The organism is Jejuia spongiicola, from assembly GCF_023502325.1.
Taxonomy (GTDB): domain Bacteria; phylum Bacteroidota; class Bacteroidia; order Flavobacteriales; family Flavobacteriaceae; genus Wocania_A; species Wocania_A spongiicola.
Genome location: NZ_JAMFLZ010000003.1, coordinates 434,098 through 454,474 on the forward strand (window position 1 = coordinate 434,098; position 20,377 = coordinate 454,474).

Genomic DNA, 20,377 nt, shown 5'->3' on the forward strand with positions numbered 1-20,377 from the left:
ATTTTTAACTCGCTTTAGTATTAGTTTTGGTAATTTTGGTTCGTTGCGGATTTGAATAACAAGTTGCTCTTTTATCTCTGCAAAATGCAAATAATGTAATTCCTAATTCTTTCGCATAATCGACAGCTAGTGATGATGGCGCTGATACTGCAGCCAAAAAAGGTACTTTAGCTTTAAAACACTTTATAACAATTTCATAAGAAATGCGCCCGCTAACAGTTATAATTTTTGCTTCTTTAAGTTTATTAGTTGTTATTAACTTACCAATAATTTTATCGACAGCATTGTGCCTTCCAATATCCTCCATACTGCATAATAACTCTCCTTCTAAAGAAAAAACTGCAGCAGCATGTGTGCCACCCGATTGTTTAAAATCGTGCTGTAACACATTCATTTTTTCAAATAATTGATGAATTAATGAGATATCTATTTTATTTGCATCATCAATTGTTTTTCCAATAAACGTTAAGTCTCCTAATTCAGTTTTACCACAAATACCACATGAAGATACCGATAGTAAACTACGGCTATTAGTGTAACCATTTCCTAGTTTATCTTCAGGAATAATAACATTAACAATAGTAACTATACCATCATCGTTTTCCTTTTTTAAAATAATATCAGGATGAAAATTTGGATCGCTAATAATATCTTCAGAATGCAACACCCCCCTAACCAAACTCATATCTTCACCAGGTGTTCGCATTGAAACCGTAAAGGGTTTGTCGTTAATATTTATTTGCAAAGCCTCTTCTATAGTGAGTGAATCAAAAGTTTTGTTCACAGCATCTACATCAAATTTTTTGCCTTCATAGTTTCGGATTGCCATAATTATTATTCTTTAATCTTATGGTAATTATTAGTTATTACACAAATTTAATCGAAATTATTGTAAGTATCTGTTAAAGTGATAGTTATTAAAACAAACCAGAAATATTTCCATTGTTATCAATATTGATATTTTCTGAAGCTGGATGTGCTGGTAGCCCAGGCATACGCATCATATCTCCAGTTATTGGAACTAAAAACCCAGCTCCGGCTGCTATTTCAATTTCTCTTACTGTTATTGAAAAACCTTTAGGTTGTCCTAATAATTTAGGATTATCTGATAACGATTTTTGTGTTTTAGCCACACATACTGGTAATTTTTCTAATCCTAAATTAGCAATGGTTCTTAAATTTTTTTTTGCTAAAGCAGAATACTCAACACCATCTGCTCCGTATATTTTTGTAGCAATAGTTTCTATTTTTGTTTTCACATCAGATTCCCAATCGTACAAAGGCTTGAAGTTAGATGAGCCTTCTTCAACTATATCAATAACATGTTGTGCTAATTCTAAGGCGCCTTTACCTCCTTTAGCCCAAACTTCAGCAAGTGCCACTCTTACATTATTATTTTTTGCAAAATCCTTAATAGTTTCAATTTCTTCATCACTATCGGTTAAAAACCTATTTATTGATATAACTGGTGTAATTCCGAATTGTTTTACGTTTTCTAGATGCTTTTCAAGATTTGGCAACCCTTTTGTTAAGGCTTCAACATTTTCTTCTGTTAAATTTTTTAAATCTGCCCCTCCATGATACTTAAGTGCTCTAATCGTAGTAGTTAATACAACGGCTTTAGGCGATAAACCAGCACTTTGACATTTAATATCTAAGAATTTTTCAGCCCCTAAATCGGCTCCAAAACCAGCTTCTGTTACCACATAATCTGATAAAGACATGCCCATACGAGTAGCAATAACCGAGTTTGTACCTTGAGCAATATTAGCAAATGGTCCTCCATGTATAATTGCAGGGTTCCCTTCTATAGTTTGAACTAAATTAGGTTTAACAGCATCTTTTAATAAAGCTGCCATAGCGCCTTCAACTTTTAAATCTTTAGCATAAATAGGTTCTCGTTTTAATGTGTAACCAATAAATATATTTCCAAGGCGCTTTTTTAAGTCTTCTAAATCGTCTGAAAGACATAATATAGCCATAATCTCTGATGCTGCTGTAATATCGAAACCTGTTTGTCTTGGCACTCCAGAAGTTGTACCTCCAAGGCCAATAACTATATTCCTTAACGATCTATCATTCATATCCATAACACGCTTCCATGTCACGGTTCTTGGATCTAAACCTACTGAATTTGTTTTACTCTGGATATTATTATCGATTATAGCAGATAATAAATTGTGTGCTTTTTCTATCGCTGAAAAATCTCCAGTAAAATGTAAATTGATGTCTTCCATTGGAAGCACCTGAGAATGCCCTCCACCAGTTGCTCCTCCTTTTATTCCAAAAACTGGACCAAGTGATGGTTCTCTAAGTACCACTGTTGTTTGTTTTCCTAATTGATTTAGCCCCTCAGATAAACCTATAGACATCGTAGTTTTTCCTTCTCCGGCTGGTGTAGGAGATACCGCAGAAACTAGAATAAGATTACATCTATCAACCTTATCTTTATCCATAAGACCATGTGGTAATTTTGCTTTGTACTTTCCGTACATTTCAATATCATCAGCCTGTAATCCTAATTTTTCTGCGATGCTACTTATGTGCTTTAATTCAATCTTTTTGGCTATATCTAAATCGGTCATTTTTTAAAATATGTTTTATAAAGTTTTAAATAGTCTTTCTTAAAGTCTAAATCTACATTTTTTGCAGGAGGTATTAAAACTTTGACATGACATTTATATTTCTTTAGAAGATATTTTGCTCCTTTATCATCATTGAGCTGTATAAGTTCTTTAAAATAACTTTTACTAAAAATAACTGGAACACCATATTTGTTTTCATCATATGAAGTAGCAAGAATTGATTGTTTTCCTTCTTGAAATTGATTAATCATAGTATTTAAAAAATCAACTTCTATAAAGGGCTGGTCAGCAAGCATAAAAAGTGTAGCGTCTGTTCTAATAGTATCATTCATAATATGTTTCACAGCAAAAGCTATGGAACTTCCCAATCCATTTTTCCAATTTACATTATTTAAAATGGTGATTTTTGATTGCTTAATGATTTTACTTATGAGTAGATAATTTGCACCTAAAACCACAATAACATCCTTAACGTTGAGCATTTTGGCTTTTTCAATAATGCTTCCTAATAAAGTGGAATTACCCCATTTTAGCAACTGTTTAGGTTCATCCATTCTATTTGATGCTCCTGCTGCTAAAATTACTACGGTTATATTTGATGCTTCATTTTTCAAATGAAACTCATTTAATCAATATGAATTTTTCCGTTTATTTTACTAAGTGATTTTGGATTCCTTTTTTTTGTAAAAGCCAATATTTCTGATAGGATTGAAATAGCAATTTCTTGTGGTGTTTCAGATCCAATATTAAGGCCTGCCGGACCATGAATTATATCTAAAAAATCATCCTCTACGTTTGGACAATATTCAATAAATTGTGACAGCAAATCTTCTCTCCTTTTTACAGGTCCTAATACTCCAATATAATTTGGATCAGTATTTTTTAATGCTACCAAATATCGCAAATCGTTAGCAAAATTATGTGTCATTAAAACAATAGCTGTTTGGTTATCTATTAGTTTAGCATCAATTTGTTCTGGAGAAATAGCATAGAAGTTTTTGGCTCCAACAAAATCTGAAATTGATTTAGCTTCTGATACTCCAGAAATAACTGTAATCTCCCAACCAGTTAAAGCTCCATATTTGCATAACTGGACAGCATCATGCTCTGCACCTATTATTATTAATTTAAAACATGGAGGCATATTTTGTTTAAAAACGGAAAGTGTGTGTTCTTTGGTTTTTACAATATTTTTTGAAATTGAAAATAAGTTATTATTGATTTTTACTTGAGTCCCTATTCCAAAAATGACTCCTTCTTTTTTTTCAAAATAAGATTGAATCACGAAATTATTTCTATTTTCTAAACATTTATTAAAAGCATTTGTAAAAGATTCATTAGGGCGAAAGGGTTCAATTAAAATATACAAAACACCTTCGCAGCCTAAACGATATCTACCATCGTAAGTCATTATTTTTGCCTCATCTGTTTTAAAAACTGTCTCAGATTGTAGCAAAATTTCTTTTTCTACACAACCACCGCTCACCGCACCAATCATCTTCCCATTTTCAAGAATAAGCATTCTTACTCCAGGTCTTCTATAGGAAGAACCATCTAGAGCAACAACAGATGCTAAAACAGATTTTATTCCTTGTGATTTTGCTATTAAAGCTTCTTCTACTATATTTTTAAATTCGTGTGTCATGAAAGTTTCTAGCCAATAATCTTTTCTTCAACATTGATATTATTCATATATGGCTGCTTAGTGAGTCTTTTACCTGTAGCGGCATAAATGGCGTTAGCTACTGCTGCTCCAACTGGAGGTAATGTAGGTTCTCCAAGACCAGTAGGGCTTTCATTGCTTTCGACAAAGTGCACATCGACTTCTGGAGTTTGTCCCATACGAATCAATTGATAACTATCAAAATTATCAGATTGAGGAACCCCTTTATTAAATGTTAGTTCACTATACATAGCATGTCCAATTCCGTCAATAACACCTCCTTTTATTTGATTTAACGCTCCTAAAGGGTTTACAACAATTCCGCAGTCTACTGCACAGGTTACTTTTTTTACAATTGGCACTCCTTTGTCCATAATAATATCAGCAACCTCGGCTACATGTGTATTATGACAATAATACACAGAAAAGCCTTGATAAACCCCTTCTTTTGTATTACCCCAATTAGATTTATCTACCACCAATTTAATTACACCTTCTAATCGTTCTGGATTATATTGAATGCGTTCATCACTGGTTCCTTTTACTTTCTGTAATAAATCAAGATGTAATTGAATACGATCTACCCCCATAACTCCTGCTAATTCATCAAAAAAGCTTTGTTCAGCACTAGCCAAAAAATTAGTATATGGTGCTCTCCATGCTCCAGTAGTAATATTACTTTTATAGTTAACTACATCTACTTGATAGTTTTCAACTGCTCCTGCTGGAAAAAAATTAGGAATTAGACCATACATATTACTATTAATTGCTGCTTCTTTTAAATGATAGCCTGTTAACTTTCCATCTTTTATTGATGCAGCAATTTTATATTTAATGGCTGGACGATAAACCCCAGTACCCATATCATCCTCACGAGTAGAAATCATTTTTACTGGTTTACGAATGGCATTAGAAATTTCGGCTGCTTCATAAGCAAAATCGCCGTAAAGTCGTCGTCCAAAACCGCCACCCATTCTTGTCATTTCTACGTGAACATCATCTATATTTCTACCCAATAAATCTGACACAACAGTTGCCGCTGCTGCTGGAGTTTGAACTGGCCCTACCAAATGCACTTTTTCATCAGTGACATTTGCGAAAAAATTCATAGGTTCCATACAATTATGTGGCAAAAACGGAGATTCATAAGTACGCTCCAAAACTTTATCAGCTTCAGCAAATGCTTTTTTAACATTTCCATCAGATCGCATTGTATTAAAGGTTTTCCCTTCTAACAACTCAATTAATGATTTATCATGAAACTCAGTACTTTCCAAATTAGACTCTGTATTCCATACCGCTTTAATTGCTTTTTTTCCTTTTATGGCAGACCAAGTAGAATTTGCTATTACAACTACCTTATCATTACTGTTTAGTCTTACTGACCAATTATTTTTTCCATCTTCAAAGTATTTCCTTACTTTATCTCCAATTGTAATAACATCTATTACACCAGGCATAGCTTTAGTAGCGGTTGCATCGAAAGATTCTAGCTTCAGACCGAAAGCGGGAGCTCTTAAAACTGAGGCATATACCATACCTTCTTCTTTATAATCTAAACCAAAAAGAGGTTTACCTGTTGTAATTTTATCAATATCAACATTACTAATACTTTTCCCTATTATTGTAAAATTCTTTGGATCTTTTAACTTAACATCTTCTGGAACTTCTAATACTGCGGCTTCTTTAACCACGTCCCCATAACTTAACATTTCACCTTTAGCATTTGTAATATTACCCAATTTAGCTGTACATTCTGAAGCATCAACACCCCATTTAGCCGCCGCAGCATTTATTAACATTTGCTTTGCTGTTGCTCCTGTTTGCCTTAATGGCTCCCATCCAAATCTAATAGATTGACTTCCTCCAGCAACTTGACGCTGATAATTTTTAGTGTCTAAAACTCCTTGTTGAACATATACATCGTCCCATGGTACATCCAACTCTTCGGCAATAATCATAGGCATTGAAGTTTTTACGCCTTGTCCAATTTCTGGGTTTGGTGAAAATATAGTGACTTTACCTTCGTCTGATATTTTTATAAATGCGTTAAAATCGTTAAAATTTAGTTTACTAATGTCCATTGGTGGTACTACATCTTGCTTACAAGCGTTAAATAAGTTAAACCCTATTAACATCCCACCACTTGCAAGTGTAGATGTTTTTAAGAAAGATCTTCTGCTAAATGTAATTTGTTTTGAAGTTTTCATTTTATGATTGATATTTAGGTTTAACTTAGTTTCTCTGATGCAACCTTAACAGCTTTTTCAATGCTATTGTACGAAGCACATCTGCAAATATTACCATGCATAGCATTTCGTATTTCAGAGCTGCTAGGGCTAGGGTTTCTTTTTAAAAATGCTGAAGCTGTCATTATTTGCCCTGATTGGCAATAACCACATTGCGGAACATCAATATCTTTCCAAGCTTCTTGAACTGGATGATTACCATTTTCAGAAAGCCCTTCAATAGTCGTAATATTCAGACCTTCGGCTTGCGATATTTGAAGTAAACAACTTCGGGTAGCTACACCATCTACATGCACTGTACAAGCGCCACATTGACCAATACCACAGCCGTACTTTGTGCCCACTAAATTTATCTGGTCTCTTAACACCCAAAGTAAAGGCGTATCCATATCTGCCTCAACAGCATGGGTTTCGTTATTAATTTTTAAATTGAATGTTGGCATAATTATTTATTTAAGTAAAAGAATTTTAGAATTCTCTTAAAAAGTACAAAAAAATAAAAGCTATTTTTACGGATAGTTATTTTTTTAACATGGTTTTAATAAAGTTAAATGTATTTTAAAATTAAAAGATGATAAATACAAAACGCATAGGACTGTTTCTGGGTCCTATTTTTTATATATTAATTCGACTCTTTTTTGCTCCAGATGGATTATCAGATGAAGCCAATGGTGTTTTAGCTTCTACTGCTTGGATCGCTATTTGGTGGATTACTGAAGCAATTCCAATTGCAGCAACTGCTTTACTACCTATTGTATTATTTCCACTTTCTGGAAGTTTAGATATTACATCAACTACGACCTCATTCGGACATAAATATGTGTTTCTATATCTTGGTGGGTTTATTATTGCTATTGCTATTGAAAAATGGAATTTGCATAAAAGAATTGCTTTAAACATCATTAATCTTATTGGTTCAAACATTAAAAAAATTATCCTTGGTTTTATGATAGCTACTGCATTTTTGTCAATGTGGATATCCAATACTGCCACTTCAGTTATGATGTTACCCATTGGAATTGCTATTATTAAACAATTAAAAGATAATCCTGAAACTGCTGAAGATGAAAACTTAATTTTTGGAAAGGCTTTAATGCTTGCTATTGCATATAGTGCATCAATTGGTGGTTTAGCAACCATTATTGGCACACCACCAAACTTAGTTTTAGCTGGTGTTGTTTCTGAAATTTATAGTTATGAAATAACTTTTTTGCAATGGTTTATATTTGGGTTTCCAATTTCAATTATTTTGCTAATAATATGTTGGAAATATTTGACTTCATTCGCGTTTTCATTTAAACAACAAGAGTTCCCTGGAGGGAAACAGGAAATTAAGCGCTTACTAGCTTCACTTGGAAACATGTCCTACGAAGAAAAATTAGTATCTATTATTTTTGCATTAACAGCTTTTTGTTGGATTACACGATCTTTTTTACTACAAAAAATATTTCCTCAAATAGACGATACTATCATTGCCATATTATTTGCTTTAATACTTTTTTTAATTCCGTCTAAATCAAAACATAAAAAATTAATTTCTTGGAAGGACACGCAAAATTTACCTTGGGGTATCATTCTATTATTTGGCGGAGGCATGGCACTAGCTAAGGGTTTTGAAACCACGGGATTAGCTTTGTGGATTGGTAATCAAATGACATCATTTGCTGGTTTAAATACTTTCTTTTTAGTTTTACTTATTATTACTGCTGTAAATTTTTTAACCGAAATTACGTCAAACCTTGCCACAACTGCAATGCTTCTGCCCGTATTAGCCCCAATGGCTTTAAGCATAGACATACACCCATTTATACTAATGGTTAGCGCAACAGTTGCTGCATCGTGTGCTTATATGTTGCCTGTTGCAACGCCACCAAATGCAGTAGTTTTTGGGTCTGGTTACTTGAAAATTCCAGATATGGTAAATAAAGGCTTCTTTATGAATATAATTTCAATTATAATCTTAACTCTTTTTGTATACTTTTTACTCCCAGAATTATGGAGCATTGTAATTGAAGGTTTTCCTGAACAACTTAGAAATTAACCCAATAAGCTAACAAACTCCAAAGCTCGCCTTTCGTTATAATAGATATTCTTTTTATCAACAAATCCAACATGTCCACCATGGTTTGGCATTTCTAAATAAAGATTTGGGTTTTCTTTAGCTTCTTTTACAGGATAGCATTCTGGTGATAAAAACGAATCGTTAAGGGCATTTATAATTAAAGTTGGTGTTTTTATATTTTTAAGAAATTGTAGACTACTGCACTTTTCGTAATAATCAAATGCATCCTTAAAGCCATGTGCTTTAGAGGTATAAACATTATCAAAATCTAGTAAAGTATTAATAGACTTAACTATTCTAACATTCAGTATATCAGGAAATTGCAATTGCTTAATTTTCAACTTAGAAATTAGATGTTTTTTAAATCTGTCGTGGTATAATATATTTTTAAATGTATGTAATTCATTTGAAGAACCTTTTAAATAACAAGGTACGGAAATTGCTATAGCTGCTTTAATCTGTTTTGGAATATCATTACCTTCCCCTAGATATTTTAAAATAACATTACCACCAAGGCTGAATCCTTTTAAATATATTTCTGAATATTGTTTAGTTGAAGTTATATATTGAATAATTTCAACTAAATCATCAGTAGCACCAGAATGATAACTTCTATATCTTAGATTATCTTCTCCACTACAACTTCTGAAATTTACACAAACGGCATCTACAGAATTTTCATTAAACAATTTTGCAGTACCTGTCATATAAGGCCGTTGTCCATTTCCTTCTAGCCCATGTAATAAAACAATAAGTTTATTGCTTTTTTCTTTTGAAAAACTCCAATCTAAGTCTATAAAATCGTCGTCGTTTAAAATGATGCGTTCTCGCTCCTGATTTAACTCTTTTACACGTCTTATTAAACCGGAAAAAACAGTAGAAACAAATCCCTTTTTAAAGTAAAATGATGGCTTGTAGGTAGACTCTTTAATGGGCATTATAGAAATACTCTAAAAAGTTTTTTATGATAAGGTTAATATGTATTAATTAGAATTACACCATTTGCACCTCTTGAACCGTATGCAGCACATTCTGGTCCTTTTAAAACGGATACTGATTTTATTTCATTAGGATTTATAGTATCAATGTTTCTAATTGGAGATTTATTTACTACAAAAAGAGGAGCAGTATTACTTCGTAAGCTTGTTATACCTCTAACAAGAATTTCATTATTTCCACTAACCCTAACACCACTTACGCGATCTCTAAAATAATCATATATAGTATTATATACTCTGTTGGCAGCAATAACTCTTTTTGGCTTTTTTTTATAAATTGTGTAATTGAATTTATCTTTTGTCAAACTACTCTTGTCAAAAACAAAATTAATTTTATTCTCATTCTCATATAATACCTCTTCAACTCCATAAGTAGATGACAAAACTGATACTTTATTAGGTGCCTTTTTTAATCTAATTTTATAATAACCTTTAGAATTTGTTTTTTTATTGGTTATTACTCCATTGATAAAAATTGAAACATTAGCAACAGGCTTATTTAATGAGTCTTTAACAAACCCATAGATAATCGTTTTTTTATTATTTTTTTGAGCATTTATATTTAGCATAAAAAAGCTTAGTACAAATAACATTATAGTACATTTAAATTTCATATCGCATAATTTTTTTAATCTTTTAAAGATACAAATAATTTAATTATACTCTAAAGATGTGAACTTAAAGTTTGTACCATTAAATAACCCTTTGTCACTAAGTTTTAAAGACGGAATTACCAATAATGCCATAAACGATAACGTCATATAAGGTGCGTTCAATTTTGAGCCCAACTCTTTTGCTAAATTATCTAACTTTGCATAGTGTTTTCCAATAGTATCGCCATCTTTATCACTCATTATACCAGCTACAGGTAATGGCACTACTTCTTCTTTATAGTTTGAAACGGCGCAAATGCCTCCCTCATTTTCTATAATCAAATTAACTGCTCTACAAATTGCTTCATCTGAGGCTCCAACAGCAATTATATTATGAGAATCGTGACCAACAGACGATGCAATAGCTCCTTCATGTAATCCAAAATTTTTGATGAATGCAATCGCTGGTTGTTGATTTTCATAACGATTTACAACTGACATTTTTAAAATATCCTTTTCAATATTCGAAATTATATTTTTATTTTCAATTAAAGCATCTTCTCGTAATTCATTTGTAACTAATTGCCCTTCTAAAGCTTCAATAACTCTTATTTGTTTTGCTGAAGATTCAAATCTAAAATCTGAAATTTTCTTTTTATCACAATTGAAATTATTTAATATTTCGAAAGGAACTGGTTTTATCAAAGATTCTCCATTATCATAAACCAATTCACCATTTACATAAGTTTGAAGCGTTTTGAAGTCATACATATCTTCAACTATAATACAATCAGCAAAATCGCCTTCTTGTAACAAACCTACATCTAAATTATAATGCTTTACTGGGTTTACACAAGCTACTTGTAAAACTTTAAACACATCAATACCTTTTGTAACAGCTCTAGCACAAAGCTTATTAATATGGCTAATTATTAAATCGTCTGGATGTTTATCGTCACTACAAAACATCATGTTTTCAAAATGCTCTGGAAGCAAATCAATTAAAGCTTCAAAATTTTTGGCAGCACTACCTTCACGTATTAAAACTTTCATACCTTTTTGAAGTTTTTCTAATCCTTCTTCATATGTAAAACACTCATGATCTGTAGATATTCCAGCATTAATATATTTACTAATTTCGTTTCCTCTTAAACCAGGAGCGTGTCCATCAACAGGTTTATTGTAATATTTTGCCCAAGCTATCTTTTTCATGACTTCTTCATCACCAAACAAAACCCCTGGGTAGTTCATCATTTCTGCTAAATATTTGATGTCTGGATTTTCGAGCAGTTTCTTAATATCATCTGAATCTATAACAGCTCCAGCTGACTCAAATGCTGTTGCTGGCACACAAGATGGTGCTCCAAAATTGAATTTAAATGGTGTTTGTTTGCCATTTTCAATCATAAACTCAACACCTTCAATTCCCAAAACATTAGCAATTTCATGCGGATCAGAAACTGTCGCTATTGTACCATGCGTTACTGCTAAGCGAGCAAATTCACTTGGCACCAACATAGAGCTTTCAATATGAATATGTGCATCAACAAAGCCAGGAAGAATATAATGATTTACGTTATGATCTTTTTCTATAATAGACTTGATTTTTCCGCTTTCAATATAGATTTCTCCTTTATAAATTCGTTTATTTTGTATATCAACTATGTTTCCTTGTAGTTTCAAATTACTATTTAATTTTTGAGTGAATCACTTATTTTGTGCCTAGTATAACAACTTATTTTAATTCTATTTTAAGAATATGCTTAGTGGCTTCTGTTACTTTAAATCTATTATCTGCGCGCCGGTTAATTACCCAAACAATATCTTTTCCAGAACATAGTACCCAAACATTTTCTTTATCAAAAAGTGAAATCTTTTCATCTTTAAAATATTTACTTAGCTTCTTTTTACCTGTCATTCCTAATGGGTAAAAAACATCTCCTTCCTCCCATTTTCGAATGGTTAAAGGAAAATTTAATTTATCTTTATCTACATAAACCGTATTGCTCAAATTTTCTACTATCAAATCAATTTTATTGAAAATTAAAGCCCCAAAAGGAGTTTCAATTTTATTGTCAAGATTTAAGATTTTAATCGGTTTATAGCTTTCGGAAGTAATTTCAGTTAATAATAAAAACCTCCTGTCTTTTAATAAACGATGAGTATTTGAAAAGACTTGTTTTCCAGATTGGGCATCTAAAAGGTTCTCTACATCATCCCATTCGGTAAAGTTGTAATCTTTTAAAAATTCAAACAAATAAGCCTTGGGTTTACTTAGTTTTTTAATCTTAGAAACATCAAAAGATATAGACTGCGAATCCGTTTGATTAACTATATCTGTAAAAACATCTTCAATTCGATCTTCAATAATAAGTTTTGAGTTTTTTAAATAAGCCTGTGTTTTACTAAAATTTTGTAATAATTGAGGATTAATTTCTTTTAAAATTGGAATTACATCGTGTCGCAATTTGTTTCTCAAATATTTGGTTGAAATGTTACTGCTATCCTCTCTCCATTTTAGATTATTATCTTTTGCATAGGTTTCAATTGCTTCTCTAGAAAACAGCAATAACGGCCTTACTAATTTATCATTAATAACTGGAATTCCTGATAAACCATCTAAACCTGTACCACGAGATAAATTAATTAAAAATGTTTCTAAATTATCATCGGCATGATGTGCCGTTAAAACATAATCAAATTGCAATTGTGCCGCTAACTCTTCAAACCAATTATAGCGCAACTCACGAGCTGCCATTTGTATAGATAGTTTGTTTTTTTTAGCATAATTTTCGGTATCAAAGCTTTCAATAAAAACTTCTAAATCTAAATCTTCAGCCAACTGCAATATGAAATTTTCATCACTATCACTTTCTTCACCTCTTAAATTAAAATTACAATGTACTAGAGCTATATTCAAACCAAATTGGTGACATAAATGCATTAAAACCACGCTATCTAATCCGCCAGATATGGCAACAAGTAGTTTGCTTTCTTTTAAGATCGAAAAATTATTTTTTATATGACTTTTAAATTGCTCTAGCATGTTTTCAAATATACAACATTGACCATTTATATACACAACTTATACTTAGAGAACAATGACAAAAATCATATTTAAAAATTATGCTTTTAGTAACTTTAAAGTATAAATTTAATACATAAAAGTTATGTGCTCAATAGATAAATTAAACGATAAAACCACTCTTAATATTTTTAATAAAAAAGTAATCTCTGCAACACAACATCTACACGCTTACATAAAACATCGGTTATACATATGCGAGTCTAAGGGCATTATTCCTAAAAACATGTATATTTCAAACGACTTTATTGACGAAGCTATTGCTAAATTTTACGAAGAAGGTTACGATGTAGACATGGATGCTTTTGCTATAAAAATTAAGCTATTTAAAATTGTAGATTCTGATTTAGATGAACTTTTTAAAAAAGAAGCGTTTCATCAAAATACTTTAAGTACAAACTCAATTTTAGAAGAAGAATTGGATGGATTGGAAGAAAATTTTACTGTAGATGAAGGTTTTGATTTTATAATGAATGAGGAGCTTAATGATATTTCATATAAGCAAAACCAAAAGCAAAAACATATTTTTTTGTATGATAATGATACTACATCAATAAAAAATATGCTTGAAGCTGAAGATATGTCGGTATTACACAACAAAAACGTATTGGGTAAATTCTACACTTTGCTCCCCCTAAAAGTATCAGAAATTGTAGATTTATTTGTTTTTGGAAGACTTTCATACAACGAAGTTGCCGAAATTAAAAAGATAGAAGCAAAACGTGTAGAACGTATTTTAAATTTAACCATTGAAAGTTTAAAAAAACACTTGGGCTAATGTTCTAAAACTGTACGCATTGCCTTAGCTTTCACTAAACATTCTTCATATTCTTTCAATGGATTACTTTTGGCAGTTATGGCACCACCTACCGAGTAAGAAACATATTGCTTAGTCTTGTTATATAAAATACTACGAATAATTACATTAAAATCGAAATCGCCATTTGGCGAAAAGTAACCAACAGTGCCAGAATAGAGTCCACGTTTTGTTTCTTCTAAATCTTCAATAATTTTCATGGCAGAAATTTTTGGAGCGCCCGTCATACTTCCCATAGGAAATGTACTTTTTATTATATCAACAGGGTGTGTATTTTCCTCAACTTTTGACGTTACTGTTGAAATCATTTGATGTACCTGATCAAAAGTATAAATTTCACATAACTCTTCAACCATAACGCTTCCTTTTATAGCCGTTTTGGACAAATCGTTACGAACCAAATCAACTATCATTATATTCTCGCTTCGCTCCTTTTCATCCTTAAGTAACTCTTCCTTTAATAATTGGTCTTCTTCTAAATCATCCGATCGTTTTGCCGTTCCCTTTATAGGTTGAGAAATAATAGTGTTACCTGTCTTTCTTAAATAACGTTCTGGTGAAGCCGATAGTAAGTATTTGTCTTGATGTTTTAAAAAAGTTGCAAAAGGTGGGTTTGAAATAGTATTAAGTTTATTATAAGTTTCTAATGGATTAATTGCTGTGTTTTCTGCATAAAATTCTTGGCAAAAATTAGCTTCGTAAATATCACCGCGATGAATGTGGGCTAGCATATGGTTTATCTTTTCAAAATACTCATCTTTGTGAATGCGAAGTTTTATTTTAATAGAATTGCTTATTTGTGGTTTTGTTGATTCGTTTATTTGTTCAATTACATTTAAATCTTCTTCCAATTCATCTTCAACACCTTTTAAATATTGAATTTCAACCTGATTGTCTTTTATCAAAAAAAGTTTTTTAGGTTGGAAAAAGTATAAATCAGGAAATTCTAATCCATCAAAGTTGTTAGAGCTTAAAGCTTCAACATCATTCTTTAAATCGTAGGTTAAATAACCAAAAATCCAATCATTTGTATGATTTTGGTATTCTTTCAATTTTTCGAAACTATCATGAAAATCAGTTTGAATACTTGTAAAAGCATCAACTGCTAAAACCGCATCATAATTAGAATAGCTTTGCTCGTAATTATTAGAATCTAACCAAACTACATCTTCAAACTGTTGTGCCCAAATCAATAATTGGCTTTTAAAAATTTTAGATGATTTAGTTTTATGAAAAAAGGTAGTTCTCAACAATAAAAAGTTTATGGCGTAAAGTTACTTAGAATACTTAAAAAATTAAGAGTTTTGTAGAATACTTTAAATGTAATTTTTGATGCACACTTTACAAAATAACAAACTAAAGATAGCTGTAAAAAATATTGGAGCAGAACTTTGCGAAATTTCCTCAATAAAAAACAACACACAGTTTATGTGGGGTGCAAACCCAAATGTGTGGAATAGCTATGCGCCAAACCTATTCCCTATTATTGGAACTTTAAAAAACGATGCTTACTTTTTTGAAAATAAAGAGTATAGCTTGCCAAAACATGGTTTTATTAGGCATAACAAAAATATAAAGTTGCATGAACAAACAGAAAACAGTTTAACTTTTGTATTGTTTTATAATGAAACATCTCTTAATCGCTACCCGTTTAAGTTTGAGTTTTATATAACTTATTTACTTGATGATAATAATTTAAAAGTGCTTTATAGCATTAAAAATTGTGATGATAAAACCATGTATTTTTCTGTTGGTGGGCATCCTGCTTTTAAGTGCCCTGTATTTGAAAATGAAAATTACAACGATTATAGTTTAGAGTTTGAACACATTGAAAATGCTAAAACTCATTTAATTAATATGAAAAATGGTTTAATTTCTTCAAAAGCAGAGCCTATTCTTAAAAATTCAGATAGCATTAAATTAACTCATGGTTTATTTAACAGAGACGCTTTAATTTTTAAAGATTTAAAATCTAAAAAAGTAACTTTAAAAAGCAAATTAAATGGGAGTATCCTTACGGTAAGTTATCACGATTTCTCTTATTTAGGTATTTGGGCAAAACCAGATGGTGATTATGTTTGTATTGAGCCATGGTTAGGAATTGCAGATAGCGAAAACACCAATCAAGATTTTAAAACTAAGGAAGGTATTCTGTCCCTACACGCTGGAAAAACTTTTGAAGCTGGTTATACTATCGAAATACATAATAATCATTTAGTCTAACAAATTAATAGTAAATTTGCAGTCTAAAACAAGATTGTGACTTTCATCTGATTATTAATATATGATTATCAAATGACAAATGTAGTTCGCCTCTATCAAATTGAGGTATTATTAAAATTCTTATGGCTCATTTCGAAGATTTAAACTTAAACACACCTCTCTATAACGCTTTAAACGATTTAGGATTTATCACACCAACGCCAATTCAAACTAAGGCGTTTAACGTGATCGCTTCTGGAAAAGATATGGTTGGTATTGCACAAACTGGTACAGGTAAAACCTTTGCCTACATGCTTCCAATACTAAAAAATCTAAAATACTCAACACAAGAAAACCCTAGAGTTTTGGTTTTAGTACCAACTCGAGAATTAGTTGTACAAGTAGTAGATGAAATAGAAAAGCTTTCAAAGTACATTAATAATCGTGTTTTAGGGGTTTACGGTGGTACTAATATCAACACACAAAAGCAGGCTATTTCTGAAGGTATAGATGTTTTAGTTGCTACACCTGGTCGTTTATATGATTTAGCTTTAAGCAGAGTTTTACAACTTAAATCGATTCAGAAATTAGTGATTGATGAAGTAGATGTGATGTTAGATTTAGGGTTTAGACATCAATTGATTAATATTTTTGATATTCTTCCAGAGCGTAGACAAAACATAATGTTTTCGGCAACTATGACGCAAGATGTAGATGAGTTGATTAATGACTTCTTTAAAGGACCAAAACGTGTTTCAATTGCTGTTTCTGGTACGCCTTTAGAAAACATTGCGCAAACACGATTTGAAGTTCCTAACTTTTATACCAAAGTTAATTTGCTAGTTCATCTATTACATGATACTGAAACTTTTAATAAAGTTTTAGTTTTTGTAGCTTATAAAAAAATGGCAGATCGTTTATTTGAAAAATTAGATGAAATTTTTCATGAAGAACTTTGTGTGATTCATTCCAATAAAACTCAAAATTATAGACTACGAAGCATTGAGCAATTTAGAAATGGTGAAAACCGTATTTTGATAGCTACAGATGTTATGGCACGTGGGTTAGATATTGATAACGTATCTCATGTTATTAATTTTGATACACCAGATTATCCTGAAAACTATATGCATCGTATCGGAAGAACTGGTCGTGCAGAACGTAAAGGTGAGTCACTTGTTTTTTCTACCGAAAAGGAATTGGAAGCTATAAAAAATATAGAAGGTTTAATGCAAATGGAAATTCCATTAATAAAAATTCCAGATAATGTTGAAATAACTACTGAGCTTATTGAAGAAGAACGACCGCAAATAAAAGAACGTAACAATCCTACAAAGCGAAAAGACGAAGATGCTCCAGGGCCTGCATTTCATGAAAAATCTGAAAAAAATTCTAAAGAAAACTTAGGCGGTTCTTATAAATTTAAGATTGCAAAAAAGTACAAAAAGCCTAAAACCCGAGGAGACAAAAATTATAACAAGCGGAATAAGAGGAAGTAATCTTTTTTTAAATGATTGATAACAACTGGCTACAAAATGTGGTTTTACAGCATAAAATATTCAATAGTATCATCAATAGTATTTACGAATTTTTCAGATACATCAAAATATTTTAAATTATTTTCCTTACAGGATTTCTTTATTTTTTGACTGTGAACTATCATGTTTTTTACATGATCTATTATATATTCATCTGTTTTTTCAATTAACCAATCATTTTTTTTGCTACTAAAATCTTTTATTTCTTTAACTTTTTTGCTAACTGAAGTATCAGCAAAACCAAGGAAACATACTTTTAGTTTATCTGGATGTTTTTTTATTAATTCAATTATTAATTCAGGAAGCATCGCTTCACCTTCAATAATATAATCAACATCACTCCAAAGCATGCTTTCTATCATACTTTTAAAAAAACTCCAAAATCTTTGTGCTATTTCATCTGGGAATAGCATATCATGCAATCCATATTCTGGAATACCATTTGTAAACCCCATAATTAACCAATCAAGAGACAAGTAGGACATGCCTTTTTGAGCAGATATTTTTTTAGCAATTATAGTCTTTCCCGCCCTTGAAGCGCCACTTATTAAATATAACATAGCACTATAAATATAACATAGCACTAAATATTTTACCTAATCATCAATAGATTGCATAACTAGTTTTCTGAATTTATTAGAAGTGTCATCACCATTAATTCGTTGTGTTTGTTTCAATAATACACCAATTACATTTTCTTTTGGATCTGCAAAATATACGGTATTAAAATACCCTCCCCATATAAATGTACCTTCGCTACCAGCTCCTCCTAAATCTTGCTCTCTTTTATCAATTAAACCAAAAGCTAAACCATGTACAGCTTGTATGTTTTCAGATATATATGGTATTTGGTTAGTTAAAATGGTTTCAACTGTTGTTCTACTTAATAGCCTAGCACCATTTAATTCGCCTTTATTCAAATACATTTGTAAAAAAGTAGCGTAATCTTTTGCAGTACTAGTTAATCCTGCTCCACCTGAAAAAAAGCGTTTTGCGCCTTTAATTGGATAATCTGTATCATAAAAAGTTACAGGGTATTTTATCCATTTATCTTCTTCTTTAGTTTGAACCGTAACCAAACGATTGTACTTAGTTTCTGGAAGGTAAAACTGCGTGTCATGCATCCCTAAAGGGTCAAAAATTCTTGTTCTTAAAAATTCATCAAAAGACATTCCTGATACTATTTCAATAAAATAGCCTAACACGTCTAGCCCTTCGCTATAAGTAAATTTCTCTCCTGGATTGTGGTGTAATGGGAGCTTAGCAAGCTTCTTTATGTTGTCTCCAATACTAATATTTTTAGTGGTAAATAAATCTATAATTCCAGCTTTATTGTAAAGTTTATTAAATCTGTGGTCACCATCAATCACCCCATAACCAACACCAGACGTATGGGTTAATAAGTTTCTAATTGTTATTTGTTTATCAGAGGGTTTAGTTGTGTACGATGAGTCGCTTTCATCAAACGTATCTAAAATTTGTTCGTTAGCAAATTCTGGAATGTATTTAGAAATTGGGTCGTCTAAATTAAACTTCCCTTCTTCCCAAAGCATCATAATTGCTGTTGATGTAATTGCTTTTGATTGTGAAGCTATTCTAAAAATATCAGATTGCTTTAAATCTCTTTCAGATGTATTATCAGCCATGCCAAATGATTTGTGGTATACTACTTTTCCATGCCTTGAAACTAATGCGACAGCACCAGGAATAATATTGCTCTCAACCGCTTTATTTAACATAGTATCAATATAGCTAAGCCTAAACTCTGACATTCCAGCCTCATTAGCTTGTACTTCAGGAAGTGTAACAGACAGATTAGATTGTGTTCCGTTTTTTGATTTAAAACAGCTAACTAAGAAAAAAGAAACAGCAAAAAGATAGAGTAATTTTTTCATGATGGAAGTTGATGGTTTTAGTTAAACATAAAAAGCTAAGTTACTTTTTTTAAACCATTTACAGAAAGAGCTATGTAATTAACGAAAAACCTTTTCAAATTAATGAAAAGGTTTTTAATACATATTTTTTAAATAAGCAAAATTATTCATTCTGCATTGCTCTTAAAACAATAATACCTACTCTAGATACAACAAAAGAAAAAAGCCCGAACGTAGCTGTCAATAGCGATACTTTAAGTCCTCCTGCAAAAATTGCAGGATCTGGATTCCCCAGAGCTTCAACTGTATCAAAAGCAGTAATCAACCCAATAATTGAGCCTAAAAAGCCTAAAACCAAACCTAGAAGACTACTGTCTATAGCCAAACTAAGCATTTTCTTAGATTTTAAAATATCTTTCTTCAAACTTAAAAAACCTCGAACTAAAAGAAAAATAGAAAGCAATAAACATATTAAAATTAATGACATAAATAAAGGCCCCCCTTCATAAAACCTATCTGCTAAAGGATTTGATACTACTAGTAATTTCGATACTAAGAATACGCACATAACTGTTTGTTTTTTGATTAATGTTACACAAACTTAGTTTAGATTATTTATCAAAAAGTTTTAATACGACGAATAACCAAATTAGAGTTGGATATAACCTAATGCAGAAACCCTCATTAAATCTGTTATTCGTCTACAAAACA

The 20,377-nt window shown here is 31.3% G+C and carries 18 protein-coding genes; 4 read left to right on the forward strand and 14 right to left on the reverse strand.

Features of this window, described 5'->3' with window-relative positions; translation table 11 throughout:
- Positions 1-4: 4 nt before the first annotated feature.
- The 6 genes from fdhD to M3P09_RS09260 form a co-directional block, all read right to left on the reverse strand.
- On the reverse strand, positions 5-829 hold the full coding sequence (gene fdhD, locus M3P09_RS09235) for a formate dehydrogenase accessory sulfurtransferase FdhD (RefSeq protein ID WP_249972911.1): 825 nt from the start codon (positions 827-829) through the stop codon (positions 5-7).
- Positions 830-917: 88 nt separating this feature from the next.
- The gene (locus tag M3P09_RS09240) at positions 918-2,585 is read right to left on the reverse strand and encodes a formate--tetrahydrofolate ligase (RefSeq protein WP_249972912.1); all 1,668 of its coding nucleotides are present in this window, start codon (positions 2,583-2,585) and stop codon (positions 918-920) included.
- Positions 2,582-3,199: a nucleotidyltransferase family protein gene (locus M3P09_RS09245; protein ID WP_249972913.1), complete on the reverse strand. Its 618-nt coding sequence runs from the start codon at positions 3,197-3,199 to the stop codon at positions 2,582-2,584. Before M3P09_RS09245 ends, M3P09_RS09240 begins: the two co-directional genes overlap by 4 nt.
- Positions 3,200-3,210: 11 nt before the next feature.
- Positions 3,211-4,230 (reverse strand): XdhC family protein, encoded by a 1,020-nt coding sequence (locus tag M3P09_RS09250; protein WP_249972914.1) that lies wholly within the window; start codon positions 4,228-4,230, stop codon positions 3,211-3,213.
- 8 nt (positions 4,231-4,238) lie between these two features.
- Positions 4,239-6,458 carry a xanthine dehydrogenase family protein molybdopterin-binding subunit gene (locus M3P09_RS09255; protein ID WP_249972915.1) on the reverse strand — a complete coding sequence of 740 codons (2,220 nt, stop codon included), beginning with the start codon at positions 6,456-6,458 and terminating at the stop codon, positions 4,239-4,241.
- Positions 6,459-6,478: 20 nt separating this feature from the next.
- Positions 6,479-6,940 carry a (2Fe-2S)-binding protein gene (locus tag M3P09_RS09260; protein ID WP_099566030.1) on the reverse strand — a complete coding sequence of 154 codons (462 nt, stop codon included), beginning with the start codon at positions 6,938-6,940 and terminating at the stop codon, positions 6,479-6,481.
- A 128-nt stretch (positions 6,941-7,068) separates the two neighbouring features.
- On the opposite strand from M3P09_RS09260, the gene M3P09_RS09265 reads away from it, so the two are divergent.
- The gene (locus tag M3P09_RS09265) at positions 7,069-8,538 is read left to right on the forward strand and encodes an SLC13 family permease (RefSeq protein ID WP_249972916.1); all 1,470 of its coding nucleotides are present in this window, start codon (positions 7,069-7,071) and stop codon (positions 8,536-8,538) included.
- On the opposite strand, the gene M3P09_RS09270 is transcribed toward M3P09_RS09265, so the two are convergent.
- From M3P09_RS09270 to tilS, 4 genes are read right to left on the reverse strand one after another with little or no spacing between them, the layout of a single operon-like run.
- Positions 8,535-9,497 carry a YheT family hydrolase gene (locus tag M3P09_RS09270; RefSeq protein WP_249972917.1) on the reverse strand — a complete coding sequence of 321 codons (963 nt, stop codon included), beginning with the start codon at positions 9,495-9,497 and terminating at the stop codon, positions 8,535-8,537. The genes M3P09_RS09265 and M3P09_RS09270 overlap by 4 nt on opposite strands.
- Positions 9,498-9,532: 35 nt before the next feature.
- Complete coding sequence (locus M3P09_RS09275; protein WP_249972918.1) at positions 9,533-10,150, reverse strand: carboxypeptidase-like regulatory domain-containing protein; 618 nt, start codon at positions 10,148-10,150, stop codon at positions 9,533-9,535.
- 60 nt (positions 10,151-10,210) lie between these two features.
- Positions 10,211-11,833, reverse strand: a complete 1,623-nt coding sequence (gene ade / locus M3P09_RS09280; protein WP_249972919.1) for an adenine deaminase — start codon at positions 11,831-11,833, stop codon at positions 10,211-10,213.
- Between the two features lie 52 nt (positions 11,834-11,885).
- Positions 11,886-13,196, reverse strand: coding sequence for a tRNA lysidine(34) synthetase TilS (gene tilS / locus M3P09_RS09285; protein WP_249972920.1), 1,311 nt, complete (start codon positions 13,194-13,196; stop codon positions 11,886-11,888).
- 124 nt (positions 13,197-13,320) lie between these two features.
- Here tilS and M3P09_RS09290 point away from each other — a divergent pair, with 124 nt between their 5' ends.
- Complete coding sequence (locus M3P09_RS09290) at positions 13,321-14,013, forward strand: sigma-70 RNA polymerase sigma factor region 4 domain-containing protein (protein ID WP_249972921.1); 693 nt, start codon at positions 13,321-13,323, stop codon at positions 14,011-14,013.
- On the opposite strand, the gene pabB is transcribed toward M3P09_RS09290, so the two are convergent.
- Positions 14,010-15,302: an aminodeoxychorismate synthase component I gene (gene pabB / locus M3P09_RS09295; RefSeq protein ID WP_249972922.1), complete on the reverse strand. Its 1,293-nt coding sequence runs from the start codon at positions 15,300-15,302 to the stop codon at positions 14,010-14,012. The genes M3P09_RS09290 and pabB overlap by 4 nt on opposite strands.
- Before the next feature lie 82 nt (positions 15,303-15,384).
- On the opposite strand from pabB, the gene M3P09_RS09300 reads away from it, so the two are divergent.
- Positions 15,385-16,275 (forward strand): aldose 1-epimerase family protein, encoded by an 891-nt coding sequence (locus tag M3P09_RS09300; RefSeq protein WP_249972923.1) that lies wholly within the window; start codon positions 15,385-15,387, stop codon positions 16,273-16,275.
- 122 nt (positions 16,276-16,397) lie between these two features.
- Positions 16,398-17,753: a DEAD/DEAH box helicase gene (locus M3P09_RS09305; protein ID WP_249972924.1), complete on the forward strand. Its 1,356-nt coding sequence runs from the start codon at positions 16,398-16,400 to the stop codon at positions 17,751-17,753.
- A gap of 44 nt (positions 17,754-17,797) precedes the next feature.
- Here M3P09_RS09305 and M3P09_RS09310 read toward each other — a convergent pair whose 3' ends face one another.
- The 3 genes from M3P09_RS09310 to M3P09_RS09320 all read right to left on the reverse strand — a co-directional run bounded on the left by M3P09_RS09310 (position 17,798) and on the right by M3P09_RS09320 (position 20,234).
- Positions 17,798-18,352, reverse strand: a complete 555-nt coding sequence (locus tag M3P09_RS09310; protein ID WP_249972925.1) for a hypothetical protein — start codon at positions 18,350-18,352, stop codon at positions 17,798-17,800.
- A 36-nt stretch (positions 18,353-18,388) separates the two neighbouring features.
- Positions 18,389-19,687 (reverse strand): serine hydrolase domain-containing protein, encoded by a 1,299-nt coding sequence (locus M3P09_RS09315; protein WP_249972926.1) that lies wholly within the window; start codon positions 19,685-19,687, stop codon positions 18,389-18,391.
- A gap of 142 nt (positions 19,688-19,829) precedes the next feature.
- Positions 19,830-20,234 (reverse strand): MotA/TolQ/ExbB proton channel family protein, encoded by a 405-nt coding sequence (locus tag M3P09_RS09320; RefSeq protein ID WP_249972927.1) that lies wholly within the window; start codon positions 20,232-20,234, stop codon positions 19,830-19,832.
- Positions 20,235-20,377 lie beyond the last annotated feature (143 nt).

What these genes read in the sequence shown, in the direction of transcription:
- fdhD (WP_249972911.1), bottom strand. Translation starts at nt 829, where the DNA reads ATGGCAATCCGAAACTATGAAGGCAAAAAATTTGATGTAGATGCTGTG.
- M3P09_RS09240 (WP_249972912.1), bottom strand. Translation starts at nt 2,585, where the DNA reads ATGACCGATTTAGATATAGCCAAAAAGATTGAATTAAAGCACATAAGT.
- M3P09_RS09250 (WP_249972914.1), bottom strand. Translation starts at nt 4,230, where the DNA reads ATGACACACGAATTTAAAAATATAGTAGAAGAAGCTTTAATAGCAAAA.
- M3P09_RS09255 (WP_249972915.1), bottom strand. Translation starts at nt 6,458, where the DNA reads ATGAAAACTTCAAAACAAATTACATTTAGCAGAAGATCTTTCTTAAAA.
- M3P09_RS09260 (WP_099566030.1), bottom strand. Translation starts at nt 6,940, where the DNA reads ATGCCAACATTCAATTTAAAAATTAATAACGAAACCCATGCTGTTGAG.
- M3P09_RS09265 (WP_249972916.1), top strand. Translation starts at nt 7,069, where the DNA reads ATGATAAATACAAAACGCATAGGACTGTTTCTGGGTCCTATTTTTTAT.
- M3P09_RS09270 (WP_249972917.1), bottom strand. Translation starts at nt 9,497, where the DNA reads ATGCCCATTAAAGAGTCTACCTACAAGCCATCATTTTACTTTAAAAAG.
- M3P09_RS09275 (WP_249972918.1), bottom strand. Translation starts at nt 10,150, where the DNA reads ATGTTATTTGTACTAAGCTTTTTTATGCTAAATATAAATGCTCAAAAA.
- tilS (WP_249972920.1), bottom strand. Translation starts at nt 13,196, where the DNA reads ATGCTAGAGCAATTTAAAAGTCATATAAAAAATAATTTTTCGATCTTA.
- M3P09_RS09290 (WP_249972921.1), top strand. Translation starts at nt 13,321, where the DNA reads ATGTGCTCAATAGATAAATTAAACGATAAAACCACTCTTAATATTTTT.
- M3P09_RS09300 (WP_249972923.1), top strand. Translation starts at nt 15,385, where the DNA reads ATGCACACTTTACAAAATAACAAACTAAAGATAGCTGTAAAAAATATT.
- M3P09_RS09305 (WP_249972924.1), top strand. Translation starts at nt 16,398, where the DNA reads ATGGCTCATTTCGAAGATTTAAACTTAAACACACCTCTCTATAACGCT.
- M3P09_RS09310 (WP_249972925.1), bottom strand. Translation starts at nt 18,352, where the DNA reads ATGTTATATTTAATAAGTGGCGCTTCAAGGGCGGGAAAGACTATAATT.
- M3P09_RS09315 (WP_249972926.1), bottom strand. Translation starts at nt 19,687, where the DNA reads ATGAAAAAATTACTCTATCTTTTTGCTGTTTCTTTTTTCTTAGTTAGC.
- M3P09_RS09320 (WP_249972927.1), bottom strand. Translation starts at nt 20,234, where the DNA reads ATGTGCGTATTCTTAGTATCGAAATTACTAGTAGTATCAAATCCTTTA.